The organism is Fluviicoccus keumensis (genome assembly GCF_004217445.1).
GTDB lineage: Bacteria > Pseudomonadota > Gammaproteobacteria > Pseudomonadales > Moraxellaceae > Fluviicoccus > Fluviicoccus keumensis.
This window is the reverse complement of sequence record NZ_SHKX01000015.1, coordinates 180,645-196,710: the sequence shown is the minus strand read 5'-3', so window position 1 is coordinate 196,710 and position 16,066 is coordinate 180,645. Positions and strand designations below refer to the sequence as shown.

General features: G+C 60.5%; 17 protein-coding genes. 3 read left to right on the top strand and 14 right to left on the bottom strand.

What is annotated here, in order from left to right:
• Positions 1 to 76 precede the first annotated feature (76 nt).
• The 3 genes from EV700_RS15085 to corA form a co-directional block, all read right to left on the bottom strand.
• Positions 77 to 427, bottom strand: a complete 351-nt coding sequence (locus tag EV700_RS15085) for a hypothetical protein (RefSeq protein WP_130415299.1) — start codon at positions 425 to 427, stop codon at positions 77 to 79.
• A 102-nt stretch (positions 428 to 529) separates the two neighbouring features.
• Positions 530 to 1,402, bottom strand: a complete 873-nt coding sequence (gene tesB / locus EV700_RS15080; RefSeq protein ID WP_130415297.1) for an acyl-CoA thioesterase II — start codon at positions 1,400 to 1,402, stop codon at positions 530 to 532.
• Positions 1,403 to 1,431: 29 nt separating this feature from the next.
• Positions 1,432 to 2,412: a magnesium/cobalt transporter CorA gene (gene corA / locus EV700_RS15075; protein WP_130415295.1), complete on the bottom strand. Its 981-nt coding sequence runs from the start codon at positions 2,410 to 2,412 to the stop codon at positions 1,432 to 1,434.
• 149 nt (positions 2,413 to 2,561) lie between these two features.
• Here corA and plsB point away from each other — a divergent pair, with 149 nt between their 5' ends.
• Together plsB and EV700_RS15065 are read left to right on the top strand one after the other, a co-directional pair.
• Positions 2,562 to 5,087, top strand: coding sequence for a glycerol-3-phosphate 1-O-acyltransferase PlsB (gene plsB, locus EV700_RS15070; RefSeq protein WP_130415293.1), 2,526 nt, complete (start codon positions 2,562 to 2,564; stop codon positions 5,085 to 5,087).
• Positions 5,087 to 5,305, top strand: a complete 219-nt coding sequence (locus EV700_RS15065) for a DUF3565 domain-containing protein (protein ID WP_130415291.1) — start codon at positions 5,087 to 5,089, stop codon at positions 5,303 to 5,305. The genes plsB and EV700_RS15065 overlap by 1 nt, the downstream gene beginning before the upstream one ends.
• A gap of 26 nt (positions 5,306 to 5,331) precedes the next feature.
• Here EV700_RS15065 and EV700_RS15060 read toward each other — a convergent pair whose 3' ends face one another.
• The 3 genes from EV700_RS15060 to tsaB are packed head-to-tail and all read right to left on the bottom strand — an operon-like array spanning position 5,332 to position 7,659.
• Complete coding sequence (locus EV700_RS15060; protein WP_130415289.1) at positions 5,332 to 6,120, bottom strand: class I SAM-dependent methyltransferase; 789 nt, start codon at positions 6,118 to 6,120, stop codon at positions 5,332 to 5,334.
• An 11-nt stretch (positions 6,121 to 6,131) separates the two neighbouring features.
• On the bottom strand, positions 6,132 to 6,959 hold the full coding sequence (locus tag EV700_RS15055; RefSeq protein WP_130415287.1) for an undecaprenyl-diphosphate phosphatase: 828 nt from the start codon (positions 6,957 to 6,959) through the stop codon (positions 6,132 to 6,134).
• Positions 6,960 to 6,981: 22 nt separating this feature from the next.
• The gene (tsaB, locus tag EV700_RS15050) at positions 6,982 to 7,659 is read right to left on the bottom strand and encodes a tRNA (adenosine(37)-N6)-threonylcarbamoyltransferase complex dimerization subunit type 1 TsaB (protein WP_130415285.1); all 678 of its coding nucleotides are present in this window, start codon (positions 7,657 to 7,659) and stop codon (positions 6,982 to 6,984) included.
• Between the two features lie 91 nt (positions 7,660 to 7,750).
• Here tsaB and mobA point away from each other — a divergent pair, with 91 nt between their 5' ends.
• Positions 7,751 to 8,308 carry a molybdenum cofactor guanylyltransferase MobA gene (gene mobA, locus EV700_RS15045; RefSeq protein ID WP_130415283.1) on the top strand — a complete coding sequence of 186 codons (558 nt, stop codon included), beginning with the start codon at positions 7,751 to 7,753 and terminating at the stop codon, positions 8,306 to 8,308.
• Here mobA and hemH read toward each other — a convergent pair whose 3' ends face one another.
• From hemH to EV700_RS15005, 8 genes are all read right to left on the bottom strand, one after another.
• The gene (hemH, locus tag EV700_RS15040) at positions 8,309 to 9,328 is read right to left on the bottom strand and encodes a ferrochelatase (protein WP_130415281.1); all 1,020 of its coding nucleotides are present in this window, start codon (positions 9,326 to 9,328) and stop codon (positions 8,309 to 8,311) included. It lies immediately after the preceding gene.
• A 138-nt stretch (positions 9,329 to 9,466) separates the two neighbouring features.
• Entirely contained in the window at positions 9,467 to 10,120 is a 654-nt protein-coding gene (gene adk, locus EV700_RS15035; protein WP_130415317.1) for an adenylate kinase, read from the bottom strand.
• A 171-nt stretch (positions 10,121 to 10,291) separates the two neighbouring features.
• A complete protein-coding gene (gene ccmI, locus EV700_RS15030; protein ID WP_165391509.1) occupies positions 10,292 to 11,551 on the bottom strand; it encodes a c-type cytochrome biogenesis protein CcmI in 1,260 nt (419 codons plus the stop codon).
• Position 11,552: 1 nt separating this feature from the next.
• Positions 11,553 to 12,026, bottom strand: a complete 474-nt coding sequence (locus tag EV700_RS15025) for a cytochrome c-type biogenesis protein (RefSeq protein WP_130415277.1) — start codon at positions 12,024 to 12,026, stop codon at positions 11,553 to 11,555.
• Positions 12,014 to 12,571 carry a DsbE family thiol:disulfide interchange protein gene (locus tag EV700_RS15020; RefSeq protein WP_130415275.1) on the bottom strand — a complete coding sequence of 186 codons (558 nt, stop codon included), beginning with the start codon at positions 12,569 to 12,571 and terminating at the stop codon, positions 12,014 to 12,016. The genes EV700_RS15025 and EV700_RS15020 overlap by 13 nt, the downstream gene beginning before the upstream one ends.
• Entirely contained in the window at positions 12,571 to 14,544 is a 1,974-nt protein-coding gene (locus tag EV700_RS15015) for a heme lyase CcmF/NrfE family subunit (RefSeq protein ID WP_130415273.1), read from the bottom strand. Before EV700_RS15015 ends, EV700_RS15020 begins: the two co-directional genes overlap by 1 nt.
• Positions 14,545 to 14,657: 113 nt before the next feature.
• Positions 14,658 to 15,257 carry a TetR/AcrR family transcriptional regulator gene (locus EV700_RS15010; RefSeq protein ID WP_130415271.1) on the bottom strand — a complete coding sequence of 200 codons (600 nt, stop codon included), beginning with the start codon at positions 15,255 to 15,257 and terminating at the stop codon, positions 14,658 to 14,660.
• Positions 15,254 to 16,030 carry a TatD family hydrolase gene (locus EV700_RS15005; RefSeq protein ID WP_130415269.1) on the bottom strand — a complete coding sequence of 259 codons (777 nt, stop codon included), beginning with the start codon at positions 16,028 to 16,030 and terminating at the stop codon, positions 15,254 to 15,256. Before EV700_RS15005 ends, EV700_RS15010 begins: the two co-directional genes overlap by 4 nt.
• Positions 16,031 to 16,066: the final 36 nt, after the last annotated feature.

The following is a 16,066-nucleotide window of genomic DNA, read 5'->3' as shown; positions in this document are numbered from 1 at the left end:
AAACCCTATCCGATGCTGACAAAACCGAGGAAGATTGCGATTGAAGAGATCCGGCGAAATGGCCACCCGAAAAAGCTTAAGTAAGTGCCATTCCCACCAGCCCCGCGTTCACCCCCAACCGCACTACAAAATCCATTTCCGGCACCGTGGCACCCATCGGAAAATCCACAATCACACAGCCGCCACGCTGGTTGTTCTCCGTCGTTTTCGACAGAGTTTCCAACTCGCCCAGGGTGACGATATCAAAGAGGTCTTCTTCTAGCGGTGCCTTCTGCTCTACGTCACGAATAAAACCCCGCAACTTGTCATCCATGGGCGGCCAATCGCGCGCCGCTTCCCGCGCCTGCACATAATTTCGGGCTTCGGGTTCGGATTTCGGCAAAATACCGGTTTCAGGATTCCAGACGTAAAAGCGGAATATGTTCATGGTGTTCTCGTTATTATCGGGCTGCCCGCCCCTCTTCCTTACCACCGGCGACCAAAGCAAAGCCCCCGAAATCGGGGGCCGGCTTCAACAACTAATCGCGGATTAATACTTCTCCGGCACTTCCCGCAACCGCATCAACCCTTCCTGCGCCGTACTGGCCACCAGCACGCCTTCACGGCTGTAGATGCGGCCGAAGTTCATGCCGCGCCCGTCATTGGCGTTGGGGCCGGTCATTTCATACAGCAGCCACTCGTCCATACGGAACGGCCGGTGGAACCAGATGGCATGGTCCAGACTGGCGGCCTGCAGGTTGGACTGCATGAAGGTTACCGCGTGCGGCAGCATGGCCGTGCCCATCAGCGCGAAGTCGGAGGCGAAAGCCAGCGCGCACTGGTGCAGCAGCGGATCGTCGGGCAGTTTGTCCTGGGCGCGCATCCAGTGATGGCGCAAGGCCTCCTGCGGGGTCGGGGCGAACGGGTTCTGCGGATTGATCGGACGGATTTCGATAGGACGTTCGCGCGAGAAGCTGCTGCGGATTTTCTCCGGCAACAGGCCGCAAATCTTCTGGCGCAGTTCGTGTTCGCTCAACAATCCTTCCGGGCCTTCCACATCAGGCATGGCGGACTGGTGATCCAGGCCTTCCTCGTGGTGGGCGAAGGAGGCTGAAGCCACAAAGATGGGCTCGCCATGCTGGATGGCGGTCACCTGACGGTTCACGAAGCTCTTGCCGTCGCGCACGCGGTCCACTTCGTAAATGATGGGCGCGGTGGTGTCGCCGGCGCGCAGGAAATAGGCATGCAGCGAGTGCGCCAGCCGGCCGTCCACGGTGCGGCCCGCCGCCATCAGCGCCTGACCCAGCACCTGGCCGCCGAAGACATTCTTGCCGACGATATTGCGGCTTTGTCCCCGGAACAGGTTCCGTTCGAGAGTTTCCAGTTGCAGTAATTCCAGCAGTTCGGCTATCACAGGATTCATGTTCGCTCTCTTCTTCATCATTTCAGACTCTATAACCATCTCGCCCGTTTTAACCGACGGTACAGCCACAGGCAACCCAAAAGCATGACCGTCATGGCCACGGGATAACCGAAGTGCCAGTGCAGTTCCGGCATGAAATCGAAGTTCATGCCGTAAAAGCTGGCGATCATGGTGGGAATGGCCAGGATGGCCGCCCAGGAGGCAAGCCGTTTGACGATCTCGTTCTGCCCTACCGTTACCAGCGCCATGTTTACGTCCATCGCCACCTTCAGCATTTCGCTCTGGGCTTCAATGGCGTCAAGGATGCGCAGCACATGGTCGTGGATATCGCGGTAATACGGCAGGATGGCGCGGGGAATCAGCTTCTCGTCCGGATGGTTCAGCAGGTAGCTGCTGATGTCCTGCAAGGGCGTTACCGCCAGCCGCAGCTTCACCATGTCGGTTTTCAGGTCATACAGGTGGCGGATCGTCGGTTTTTTGAAGCTCTCGGCGAAGATTTCATTTTCGATGGCGTGCAGGTGCGCGCCCATGTCGTCCGCCACCGGAAAATAATTGTCCACCACGAAGTCCAGCAGGGCATGCAGCACATAACCGGGACCGTGGCGCATCAGGCGGTTGTTGTGTTCGCACTGGTGACGCACCGAGGAATAACTGAGCGACGCGCCCTGGCGGATGGTGAGGATGTAGCGCGCGCCCAGGAAAATGTAGGTAATGCCGAAGCAGATGTCGTCCTGCTCCAGTCGCGCCGTGCGCACCACCACGAACAGCGAATCGCCATAGACTTCCAGCTTGGGCCGCTGGTATTGGCGCGAGGCATCTTCCACCGCCAGGTCGTGCAGGCCGAATTCCTCCTGAACCAGCTTCATCAGGGCGGCGTCGGGCTCGTGCAAGCCCACCCAGACAAAGTTGTCGCTGTCCGCCGCCAGCGTTTCGCTGACCTGGTCGATCGGCATTTCCGCGACACGTTTGCCGGTCTTGCGGCTGTATGCCGCGCAGTTCACCACACCCATAAGGATCGCCTTGCCAGCCGCGCTGGCTGTTTTTGCCCCGTTTGGAAATCAACTTTAACAGCATTGGGCATGAATTCATGTCAAACAAGTGAAAAAGCTGATAGCGTTTCCCGCCAGCAATCCTGCGTACCGTGCATCATTGACTGATTATGGCAAACTGGTTTGGTCTTGACCGTCTCTTCGTCGCCGCCTCCCGCAAGGCGCTCAATTCCTGGGTAAGCCCCGATGTCCACACTGAAAACCTGGCGGATCTGAAACTCGATCCCAACAAGCCGGTGTGTTACGTGCTGCAATCGCCCTCGCTGTCGAACGCGCTGCTGGTCGACCGTGAAACCCAGCAGCTGGGCCTGCCGCGCGCGCTGAAGCCGATGGACACCCATCTGTTCCGCGAAGACCAGTCCTTCTTCTACCTGACTCAGGAAGCGTCCAGCCAGTCCGCCGCCAAGAACCGCTTCGAATACGCCGACCGCTTCGTGCGACTGGTGGAAGCCGTGCGCCAGAATCCCGAACTGGATGTACAGCTGGTGCCGGTGACCATCCTCTGGGGCCGCTCGCCCGACAAGGAAGAGTCACTGTTCAAGATCCTGTTCTCGGATTCGTGGTCTTCGCCCGGCGCGATCAAGCAACTGGCCACCGTGGTGCTGAACGGCAAGTCGACCCTGGTCAAGTTCGGCAGCCCGCTGTTGGTGCGCAGCCTGATGGCCGACGACATGAGCGAGTCGCTGGCCCTGCGCAAGATCGCCCGTGTGCTGCGCGTGCACTTCCGCCGCCAGCGCGAAATGGCCATTGGCCCCGACCTGTCGCACCGCCGCACGCTGATGAACTCCATCCTGCAATCCGGCGCCGTGCGCACCGCCATCCATGAGGAGTCGGTGGAGAAGCAGCTGCCGCCGGAAGCGATCGAGGAAAAAGCCCGCGAATACGTCAACGAAATCGCCGCCGACTACGCCTACCCGGTCATCCGCTCGCTGTCGCTGCTGCTGAACTGGCTGTGGACACGCCTCTATGACGGCGTCGAGGTGCATCATTTCGAGGAAGTCACGAAAATGGCTTCCGACTACGAAATCATCTATACCCCCTGCCACCGCAGCCACATCGACTACCTGCTGCTGTCCTACGTCATCCATGACCGCGGCCTGATGCCTCCGCACATCGCCGCCGGGGCCAACCTCAACATTCCGGTGGTGGGCCCGATCCTGCGGCGCGGCGGCGCGTTCTTCCTGCGCCGTTCGTTCAAGGGCAACAACCTCTATGCCGCTGTTTTCACCGAATACCTGCACCTGATCACCACCAAGGGCTTCCCCATCGAGTACTTCATCGAAGGCGGTCGTTCCCGCACCGGCCGGCTGCTGCCGCCAAAAGGCGGCATGCTGGCGATGACGGTGAAAAGCTACATGCGCGACAGCACCCGCCCCATCGCCTTCATCCCGACCTACATCGGCTATGAACGCCTGATGGAAGGCAGCACCTACATCGGCGAACTGCGCGGCAAGGCCAAGCAACAGGAATCGCTGGCCTCCGTGGTCATGGCGGCGCGGAAGATCGAAAAGATCTTCGGCAAGGTGCATCTCAGCTTCGGCGAACCGATCCTGCTGGACGACATTCTGGAACAGGAAAATCCCGGCTGGAAGAAACAGCAATGGGATGTCGAGGCGAAGCTGCCCTGGGTCAACCGCAGCGTCAGCAAGCTGGCCAACCAGATCAACACCAACATCAACAGCACCGCCGTCATCAACCCGATCACGCTGCTGAGTCTGGTGCTGCTGTCAACGCCCAACCACGCCATTGATGAAGATGTGCTGGTGCGGCAGCTGGAGCTTTACCAGCAACTGGCCCTGCGCCTGCCCTACAGCAACAAGATCGAAGTGACGCACATGGCGCCGGTGAACATCGTCTCGTACGGGGTGCAGCTGAAGGCGATCCAGCGCGTCAAGCATCCGCTGGGCGACCTGGTCTGCGTCGCGGACAACCAGGCCGTGTTCCTGACCTATTTCCGCAACAACATCCTGCACCTGTACATCATCCCGTCGCTGGTGGCCTGCCTGGTGCAGCAGAACGGGGAAATCCAGCGCGAACAGCTGGTGCGGGTGATCTCCTCGCTCTACCCGTACCTGCAATCGGAACTGTTCCTGGGATTTGATGCTTCGGAAATCGAATCGCTGGTCAATCGCCATGTCGATACCTTGACCGAGTTCGGCCTGATGACCTCCGAAAACGGCACCGTCAACAGCCCGCATCCCAATACCGAAGCCTTCGCGCAACTGGTGGTGCTGGGTGAGGCCGTCAAGGAGTCGATGGAACGCTACTACATGACCATCACCCTGCTGACCCAGCGCGGTAGCGGCAAGGTGAAGCAGAAGCAGCTGGAAGACCTGTGTTCCCTGCTCGCGCAGCGCCTGTCGGTGCTGTACGAATTCAATTCCCCGGAATTCTTCGACAAGGGCATCTTCCGCAACTTCATCGAAACCCTGAAGAAGGTCGGCTTCCTGCGCGTCGACGAAGAGGAATTACTGCACTTCGATGAGCGTCTCATCAACATGGCGCATCAGGCCCATCTGGTGCTGCGCCCGGAAGCGCTGAACACCATCCTGCACATCACCAGCGTCAGCGATGAGGAAATCGCCTCGGCCATGGCGCAGCTGGAAGCCAAGGGCAAGAAGAAAGGTCAGGGTTGATGGAACAGCCGATGACCGGCTTCTTCCAGGATGACGAAGGACACTGGGTGGCCGTGCTGCACTGCGGCCATACCCAGCATGTCCGTCACGATCCGCCGTGGCAGTCGCGGCCGTGGGTGGTGACGGAAAGCGGCAGGAACGGAATGCTGGGCGTGAAATTGCGCTGCCTGCTGTGCGATACCGCCGCGCAAACAACGTTATCCGGCATGAACTGTTAGTGACAGCCTGATTTTTTTAATAATTTTTAGTTGATCAGGTACACATCAAACCGGCTGCTCTCCCCCTCAAAGACAATCGACGGCGCTTTCCCCGCCAACGGTTCCGCCAGTCGCGGCCGCTTCACCACTACCCGTTTTTTGGCTGCCGCCAGAGCCGGTTCTAACAAGGCGTCCGCATCCGAGTCGGCCCCTACCGCCTGATGGAACACCTGCATGTTCACCTTCACCTTTGCCGATTTTTCCCGCGAGGGGAACATCGGATCAAGATAGACCACTTCGGGCCTCGTCTCGCCTGTCAACGCCTTCAGCCAGGCTGACGCCTCGGCAAAGACCAGTTCCATGCGCGCCAGCGTGCCGGTCAGCATAGGTTCGGCCTGCGCCCGCTTCCAGCCGTCTTCCAATAAAGCACGCACTACCGGCGACCGCTCCAGCAGCGTAACCCGGCAACCCAGCCATGCCAGCAACAGGCTGTCGCGACCGAAACCCGCCGTCGCGTCCACCACCCAAGGCAGATAATCGCCCTTGATGCCGCAGGCCTTGGCCAGCATTTCCCCGCGCCCGCCGCCATGCTGCAAGCGCCACAGCGTCTGGCCGTCGGCCCAGTCAACGCGCACCGGCCCGGGCAAGGGTAACTCGAAGGTCTGCAAGCTGACATCGTCGCCCACCATCAGCGCCAAGGGGACGGAGGATGCCAGCCGTTTCAGGGTTTTGCGCTCAAAATCGGGAAGGATTTGCAGCGGGGCACCCAGCTGCGCGGCCAGATCGGCTGCGCGCGGCTGGGCATGGGGAAGGCAGAAAACCTGTAACGGAGCCATGCGAGGGTCGGTCAGGCCGACCACGGAATGATGTTGAAATACCAGGTCGCCAGAATCAGCGCCCCGAACACGATGCGATACCAGGCGAACACGGTGAAGTCATGGCGGGTAATGAAACGCATCAGCGCCCGGATCACCAGCAAGGCCGACACGAAAGACACCACGAAGCCGACCGCAAATACGGGGAAGTCGGCTGCCACGAAGGCATCGCGGTTTTTCATCACATCGTACAGGGTCGCGGCGAACATGGTCGGAATCGCCAGAAAGAACGAGAATTCCGCCGCCGCCTTGCGCGACAGGCCAAACAGCAGGCCGCCGATAATGGTCGCGCCCGAGCGGGAAGTACCGGGCACCAGCGCCAGGCACTGCGCCAGCCCTACTTTCAGCGCGTCGCGGATACGCATGTCATCGACTTCCTGCACGGTCACGGTATGCGGCCGCCTTTCCGCCCAAAGGATGACAAAACCACCGATAATCAACGCGCAAGCGACCGTCACCCCATTGAAGAGATGCTCCTTCAGGAAGTGGATGGTAAAGAAACCGAGGATAGCGGCCGGCAGGAACGCCACCAACACATTGACGGCGAACAACCAGGACTTGTCGTTCTTCTGCACCATGCCCTGCAACACGCTGAAAATACGGCCCCGGTATTCGTAACAGACCGAGAGGATGGCCCCTAACTGGATGGCGACTTCGAAAACGTCACGCTTTTCCTTGGTCCAGAAATTCAGCAGCTCAGCAGTCAGGATCAGGTGACCCGTGCTGGAAATGGGCAGGAATTCGGTAATGCCCTCAACAATGCCCATCACCAGCGCTTGCAGCAACAACAGCATATCCATGGTGGAATTCTCTCAATCAGTGTCAGCGGCCCGGCAGTTTTTGCCAGACTTCATCCCGCAGGTAGACGGGCAAGGCGTGTTCGGCATCTTGTGCCTCACCACGGGCGAAAGCGGCATTGGCCAGCACGGCCAGATCCCAGGCATGGGGATGGATGTCCGCCAACTCCCCCTTCACCGCCAGATGGGCGGGAAAACGCTCCCGGAGGTTACAGCCGTTTCCGGCAATAAACCATGCCCCGCCGGTCAGTGACGGAAGCTTTTCCGGAGCATACAGGCCGTCGGGCAGCACCGGCTGCATCAGACCGTCGCGAAGCTCATAGGCACCGGCATACACTTCATTCATGCGGGCATCAAAGATTGCCAGCACCCGGTTCTCGCCGGTCAGGCGGTGTACATGTTGCGCCAACGCTTGCAAGCTGGACAGGGCCAGCACCGGCAGGTTCAGGCCGAAGGCAAAGCCCTGCGCGGCGGCGGCGGCGATACGCACGCCTGTAAACGCGCCGGGGCCGCGACTGTAAGCGACCGCATCCAGATCGCGCAGGGTGATTCCGCCTTCAAGCAGCAATTCGTCCACCATCGGCAGCAGCAATTGGGTTTGCAGGCGCGGCGCATGTTCAAAGCGGCTGAGCACGCGGCCGTCCGCAAGCATCAGGGCGACCGAGCAGGCTTCGGTGGCGGTTTCCAGGGCAAGAATGGGCATGGCTGGCAGGATAAAAACGGGTGGCCCGCGCTTTATACGCGCCTTGGGGGTATCATTCAAGATTGACGCTGTTACAAGGAATCCCGACGCGATGAATCCGATTTCCGCCATCATTCTGGCGGGGGGCCAGGCCACCCGCATGCAGGGCCGCGACAAGGGACTGGTGCTGTGGCGCGGCAAGCCGCTGATCGAACACGTGCTGGTCCGGATCCGGCCGCAGGTGGCGGATGTAGCCATTAGCTGCAATCGTAATGCCGAGGTCTATGGGGGGTATGCCAAGTGCCTGCCTGACGTGATTGCGGGGTTTCCCGGGCCGCTGGCGGGGATTTCCGCCTGCCTGCCGCTGTGTGAGCACGACTGGGTGCTGGTGGTGGCCTGCGACATGCCGCAACTGCCGGAAAATCTGGCCGGGCAGCTGATAGCGGAGATCGGCCAGCACCGGATTGCCGTGGCCCATGACGGCGAGCATCTGCAGCCGCTGGCGCTGCTGATGCACCGTTCACTTGCGCCGACGCTGGATGAGGCCCTGCGGGAAGGCGTCTACGCCGTGCAGAAATGGATTCGCCGTCACCCGCACGCCGTGGTCCATTTCAACAACCCGGAGGCCTTCATCAACATCAATGCCCTGGAGGAGCTTACGGCGGAGTAATCAGTCCCAGCCCTGCGTTTGCCGGAAGGCCTGCAACGACGGCCTGACCAGATCGACCATCATTTTGATGTGGTCATCCCGCGTATTCAGGCCGGGAATATAGGCGTAGGACCGCCCTCCCGCATGCAGGAACAATTCCTGGTTCTGGATCGCCAGTTCCTCCAGCGTTTCCAGGCAATCCGCCGAAAAGGCCGGACTCACCACCTGCACCGACCCCACCCCGCTTTTCGCCCAGTCTTCCAGCAGCACATCGGTATAAGGCTTCACCCACTCCTGCTTGCCGAAACGCGACTGGAAGGAAATGGCCCACTGATCCTCGCGCAATCCCAATTGCTGCGCGACATGGGCGGACGTGCAACGGCAGCGTTTCGGGTAGGGATCGCCCTTGTCCGCGTAGGGCTGGGGGATGCCGTGAAAAGAGAACAACAGCTTGTCCGAGGTTCCATGTTGTTCGCGGTACTCGCGAATACTGGACACCAGCGCACCAATATAGCCGGGGTGAGCGAAGTAATCCTTAATGATGGTCAGCGAAGGGAGGTTGCGTTGCACGGCGGTCCAACGCTGCAAGGCGTCATAGACCGGCGCAGTGGAAGTGGCGGAAAACTGCGGAAACAGGGGCAGGATGACGATCTGCTCGACCCCTTCTCCGCGCAGCTTGTCCAGCACCGACGGCAAGGAGGGATTGCCATACGTCATGGCGGCCTCCACCCGCACCATAGCGGGGAAGTCCCCTTGTAGCCGTTCCTGCACGGCCATCGCTTGTTCACGAAGGATGCGGCGCATCGGCGAATCCCCGGATTTTTCCCAGATGCTGGCGTACAGCCCCGCCACCCGTTTCGGACGGAACGGCAGAATGAACAGGTTCAGGATGATTTTCCACACTAGCGGCGGAATCTCGATGACGCGACGGTCGCTGAGGAACTGGCGCAGGTAGCGGCGCACGGCCTCGGGCGTGGGGGCATCCGGCGTACCCAGATTCACAAGAACAACGCCGAGTGGAGCGGAACGGGCGGGCTTCATGGCGATACCGATCAATCAGAATGCGGCGATTAAAGCAAAACAACAGGCAAAACAGAAGGCGACAAAGTCGTAATCCTCTTCCTGCCATCAGAAACGAAAAAGCCGTCACAAGGACGGCTTTTCGCGGAAGTCCGGCAATCAGGCCAGAACAGCCGTCACCTTGGCGCTGATGGCGTCCACGGAACCGACACCTTCAATGCAGGCGTACTTCGGCGCTTCGGGATTGCCGCTGGCGGCGAGGTTCTGGTAGAAGCCAACCAGCCGCGAGGTTTGGTCATGATAGATTTCTAGACGCTTGCGGATGGTCTCTTCCTTGTCATCGTCACGCTGCACCAGATCGTCACCGGTCGCATCATCCTTGCCGGCCACTTTGGGCGGATTGTGCTGGATGTGGTACACACGACCGGAGGCGGGATGCACGCGACGTCCGGACAGACGGCTGACAATTTCTTCATCAGGCACGGAAATTTCGACGACATGGTCGATATGCACGCCGGCGGCGATAAGCGCCTCGGCTTGCGGAATGGTGCGCGGGAAGCCGTCGAACAGACAACCATTGACGCAATCCGGCTGGGTCAGGCGATCCTTGACCAGGCCGATAATAATGTCGTCAGAGACCAATCCGCCCGCATCCATGATCTTCTTGGCGGCCACACCCAGTTCCGTTCCGGCCTTCACGGCGGCGCGCAGCATGTCGCCGGTGGAAATCTGCGGAATCTGGAACTGCTGGGTGATGACCTGGGCCTGCGTGCCCTTGCCCGCGCCCGGTGGGCCCAGAAGAATAATGCGCATCATACGGATTGCTCCCTAAGGATATGGAAAACCGGTGACGGGCGTCCGGAAGCGGAGCGCCCCGAATGTAGAAAGACCACAATGCCAGCCATGGCACTCTGGCGGCAAAATACACTTCCACGCCTGTCAGCACAAGCGTTTGACACATTTTGATGCACTGCGGAAGCCTTTTTACGGGCGCTCCTGATTGATCAGCACATCCACTGTCTGCATTTTACCATTTTGTGTCAGGGGAACGGCAATGGCTTCCAGATCGCCTTTTTCCCCCACCGGGTTACCGCTGGCGCTGATGCGGGCGCTGACGACCACCGAGGGGAAGGCGGACAGCTTCATGCTGGGCATCATCGCCTGGCTGTCATTGAGGACCGCAGTCACGGGAAAGCTGCCGACCGGCTGCCGCACCACGGCCAGGGGCATTGGCGGGCCATTCAGGGCGCGGGCGAAGATGAACAGCGTTGCGTTCGCCGGAACGCGGGCTTTCAGGTTATCCGCCAGCTTGACCGTCACCTGCACGCCGCCGCCTGTCGCGACTTTCTCACCACCGCTGCGGGCCAGGGCAATCACCTTGTCCACTTCGGCAATGGCGGCGGAGTTGGTTTCACCGGTACGCGCGATGTGCACCTGCTTCAGCACCGGCAAATATGTCAGCGCCGTTTTCAGGTCACCGGCGCGATAAGCGCCCATGCCCATCAACAGCAGCGCGCCTTCATGCTGGGGATGCCGATCCAGAACTCCCTGCAACAGCATGCGACTCTGGTCATCCAGTTTGCCCTGACGGGTAAAGAGCAAGGTCTGGGCATACGCCATCGCCACGTCGTCACGCTCCGGTGACAACCGCCAGGCTTGATCAAAAGCTTCCAGCGCCTGATCGGCCAGGTCACCCTGCATGTAGCTCATGCCCAGCATGAACCAGCCGTTGGTGGATTCCGGATGCTTCTGCAACCGGGTCTGCATCACCCGCACCATGTCCGGCAAACTCTGGGTCTGCATGTCTTCGGGTGTCGGCTGTTCGCCCGCAAACAGCTTGTCCACAAACGGTCCGGTGTGCAGTTGCACCTTCCACCACGTAAAAACCTCGGGCTTGAACGCCAGCACGGCATAGGCGCCGCCCGCCAGCAAAGGTATCGCCAGCAGGAAGGCGAAAGCCCCCTTGCGACCGAGACGTGATTCCGCTGCCGCGGCCGGGGCATCAGCCTGCAATGTCAGCAACTGCCGCTGCAACTCGGTCTTCAACGCCTCAAAGGTGGTCTGGTCCACGCGCCCTGCCGTCTTGTCCTCCTCCAACTCGGCCAAGCGTTCGCGGAATACCTGTACGTTCAACTCCAGCAGGCTGTGCTGGGCATCGCGGCTGCGCAGGACCGGCAGCAGGATCAGCAGGGTCATCGCCACAGTCAGCGCCAGCGCCGACAACACGAAGATCAGAACGGGCATATCAGCGCTCATGGTCAGCGGCCTTCTTCAAGAGATCGTTCAACCGGGCCGCCTCTTCCGGGGTCAAATCCTGCGCCGGTGGCACAGGTTTGCGGCGCACCAGCGCCAGCACCACCACGACCAGCGCGAGCAGCGCAAACGGACCGAACCACAACAGCCATGTCGTGGAGCGCACCGGCGGGTTGTACATGATGAAGTCGCCATAACGATCCACCATGTATTCCCGGATTTCCTTGTCGCTGCGTCCTTCCTGGATCAACTGGAAGGTGCGGTTCTTCAAGTCATGGGCAATCTGGGCGTCGGACCCGGCCAGATTCTGGTTCTGGCACTTCGGGCAACGCAATTCATTGATCAGGGCGCGGTAACGGGCCTCTTCCTCGGGGGACTTGAAGTCATAGACATCGATACCCGCGTGAGCCAGCGCGGATAGCAAGGTAAACAGCAGCAACAGCGGACGCCATTTCAGAATTGACATGCCGGAGCCTCCCCGCCTTTCTGCAATTGGTCAAAGCACGGTTGCAGCGTGGTCTTCCAGACATTGTCATCAAACACACCGACGAAGCGGTAACGCACATGGCCGTTGGCGTCCAGCAGATAGGTCTCCGGAGCGCCATAGACGCCCAGATCCAGGCCCAGCGAGCCGTCGGTATCGCTGATGACATCCACGAACGGATTACCAAGACTGGACAGATAGCCCTGAGCATCCGCTTGTGCATCCTTGTAGTTCAGACCGATAACCGGCACTCCCGCCGCCGCGAGTTTCATCAGCGACGGATGCTCCTGACGACAGGACGGACACCACGACGCCCACACATTGACCACAATGGCTTTGCCGCGCACGTCCGCCGCAGTCAGTTCATGACCGTCCAGCAGCGATGGCAAGCGGAACTCGGGAAAAGGCTTGCCAAGACGCGCAGAAGGTAACTCGGTCGAGTCCTTGCCCAACCGGCTGAACAGCAGCACTGAAAAACCGACAAAGATCAGCAGTGGAATGCCCCACAACAATGCCCGCGACTTCATCAGGCCTTCTCCCCCGCCGGGATCGCCCGGCTTGCACGCGCTCCCATCCGGTAGCGACGATCGCTGATAGCAAACATCCCACCCAGCACCATGATCAGGGCTCCCAGCCACGTCCAGCGAATGAAGGGCTTCACATACACCCGCACTGCCCAGGCATTGCCTTCCAGCGGTTCGCCCATGGCCACATAAATATCGCGGAACAAACCCGGATCAATGGCGGCCTCGGTCATCACTTGCCCGCGCACGTTATAACGGCGTTTCTCGGGATACAGGGTTTCCAGAACGGTGTCGCCGCGATAAATGCGCACTTCCCCTTGCTCGGAGGAAAAATTGGGCCCGGCATAGGACCGGACGCCCGCCCACTCGAAGCCGTATCCCTGAATTTCCACCCGGCTGCCGGGACTGAGACGCACATCCCGCTCGGTGCTGTAGGCGGTGGTCAGCGCGATGCCGACCACGGTCACCAGCAGGCCGGTATGCGCTAGCTGCATGCCCCAGTAGGATGCGGACAAGCGGCGCAGGCCGGCCGCGAACCCCTGCTTGGCGGTGCCCGCTTTCACCCGGATGTCGTTCAGCATGTTGAGGAAAACCCACAGGCAAAGCACCAGCGTGAGCGTCGGCAAGGGCTTCAATCCGGAAGCAAAAACCAACGGCAGGCCAACGCCCAGCACCAGGCTGGCCACGGCGATCTTCAGGAATGGCGGCACTTGCTCACGCAGGTCATGGCGCTTCCAGCGGGTCAGCGGACCGATGCCCAGGAACGCCAGCAACACCAGCGCCAAAGGGGTGAACAGCGTGTTGAAGTACGGAGGGCCGACCGATATCTTGCCCAGCTTCAGTGCGTCCGCCACCAAGGGGAACAGGGTTCCCAGGAACACCACCGTCGTCGCCGTAATCAGCAGCAGGTTGTTTGCCAGCAGGAAACCTTCGCGAGAAATCCACTGATAGCGGCTTTCACTGTTGAGATGACCGGCGCGCAGGGCGAATAACAGCAGACTGGAACCGATCACGACAAAGAGGATGCCCAGCACGAACAGGCCGCGCGCCGGATCAGCGGCGAAGGCATGCACCGAGGTCAAGACGCCGGAACGGACCAGGAATGTCCCCAGCAGACTGAGGGCAAAGGCCAGAATGGCCAGCATCACCGTCCAGGCCTTGAATACGCCGCGCTTTTCGCTGACCGCGAGGGAATGCACCAGCGCTGTTCCCGCCAGCCAGGGCATGAACGAGGCGTTTTCCACCGGATCCCAGAACCACCAGCCGCCCCAGCCCAATTCGTAATAGGCCCACCAGGAACCCAGCGCAATACCCAAGCTAAGGAAAGACCACGCCGCCACAGTCCACGGGCGCGACCAGCGCGCCCAAGCGGAGTCCAGACGACCGCCCAGCAGACCCGCCATGGCAAAGGCGAAAGGTACGGTGAAGCCGACATAGCCCATGTACAGCAAGGGCGGATGCACAATCAGGCCAGGATCCTGCAACAGCGGATTGAGATCCGCGCCGTTCATGGGGAAATCCGGCAGCAGGCGGCGGAACGGGTTGGACGTCATCAGCACGAAAGCCATCATCGCGACGTTGACCATGCCCATGATGGCCAGCACCCGGGCGATCATTTCGCGCGGCAGACCGCGCCCGAACAGGGCTACAGCCGCGCCCCAGGCCGATAGCACCGTCACCCACAACAACAAGGAACCTTCATGCCCGCCCCATACCGCTGAAATCTTGTACTGGATCGGCAATTGGGTATTGGACTGACGGGAAACGTAATCCAGGGTGAAGTCGTTATGGATAAAGGCCCAGGTCAGTCCCAGAAAGGACAACAGCAGGCAAAGAAACTGCACGGGAGCCATGGTGCGCGCCATGCGCTGCAACGCCAGATGACCGCGATGGACGCCGACCAGCGGCAGGACAGCCTGTAGCAGGGCGACAACAAAGGCCAGCACCAATGCGAAATGACCGAGTTCTGCAATCATGCCTGACTCCCGTGGAAACTGTGCGCATGATACGCACCAGTGGAGGATTGTCCAGCAGCTATTGTGAGGGTTTTGGTAGGGGGAAAGGATGGTACAGGGAGGGGACGCCGGGGTTACTTGCGGCCCAAGCCCTGCACGGTCTGCAACAGGGCGGCCAGCAGACCTTCCCTGTCGCCCAGATAGCGCTGGTAAAATGTGGAATGCAGGATGGCGGCGCTGCCCTGCACCAGCGCCCAGACGGCGCTGAGATAGTCTCGCGGCGTCATGCTGCTGCCATTTTCCTCCAGGAAAGCGGCGACCAGCGGCATGACCTCGCGCAAATGGCTTTTGCGCAGGAAATAAAGACGGGCAAAATAGGGACGCAAGGTTCGTCGGGTGGCGGCCAACCGGTTCTCAAGCCGCTCGTAGAGCAGGTGCTTTTCCGGTGCGGACAGACGATACGTGAAATAGGCCTGCACCACTTGCGCCACATCGCCCGTGGCGACCGCGCGATGCACTTCCTCGCCCAGACCGGCCTCGTAGGCGATCAGCAGTTGCAGGATCAGTTCATCCTTGCTCTGAAAATGCTTGTAGATGGTGCCTTTGGCGATGCCCACCCGCTCAGCGATCATCTCGATGGTGATCGACTCATCGCCCTGCTCCAGCAGCAAGATCTCCGCCGCCTGCAGGATGGCTTGTTCCCTCGCCCGGAACGCCGCCTGTCGCGTGGTCATGAGGGCAGCCCGAACAGGGTATTGAAATTGCGGGTTGTGGCCTCGGCGACCACTTCCGCCGTGATGCCCCGCGCCTTGGCTACGGCCTCCGCTACCGCAGGCAGGTAACGCGGTTCGTTCTTCTTGCCGCGGTAAGGCACCGGCGCCAGATAGGGGGAATCCGTTTCGATCAGCAGGCGGTCCAGCGGCAACTGGCGGGCAACATCCCGCAAGGATTCCGCGTTGGCAAAGCTGACGATACCGGACAACGAGACATAAAAACCCAGATCGATGCCCGCCTTGGCGGTATCCCAATCTTCGGTGAAACAATGCAGGATGCCCTGCTCGGCGCGGCACTCCCGGAGCAGTCCGATGGTATCGGCGCGGGCGTCACGGGTATGCACGATGAGCGGTTTGCCGGTGCGGCGGCTGGCTTCGATATGGGCGGCAAAACGGCGCTGCTGAACTTCCTTGTGTTCGGGATGGTAGTAATAATCCAGACCGGACTCGCCAATGGCGATGACACGGGGATGGTTCGCCAGCCCGACCAGAACATCGGCGGTAGGCTCCGCTTCCGGCGGTAAAGCCTCGGAAGGATGCACGCCGACCGAGGCGTAGACATCGGCATGGCGCTCGGCCAAGTCCCGCAGGATGGGGAAGGTTTCCAGATCAACACTGACCGTCAGGAAACGCCCGACCCCGGCCGCCCTCGCCGCCTCCAGCGCTTCGTCAACGCCCCCCGCATAGGCTTTCAGGTCCAGACGATCAAGGTGGCAGTGCGAATCAATAAGCATGGAGGCGTAGGTTCCACAAGAGAAGGATGAAGATCA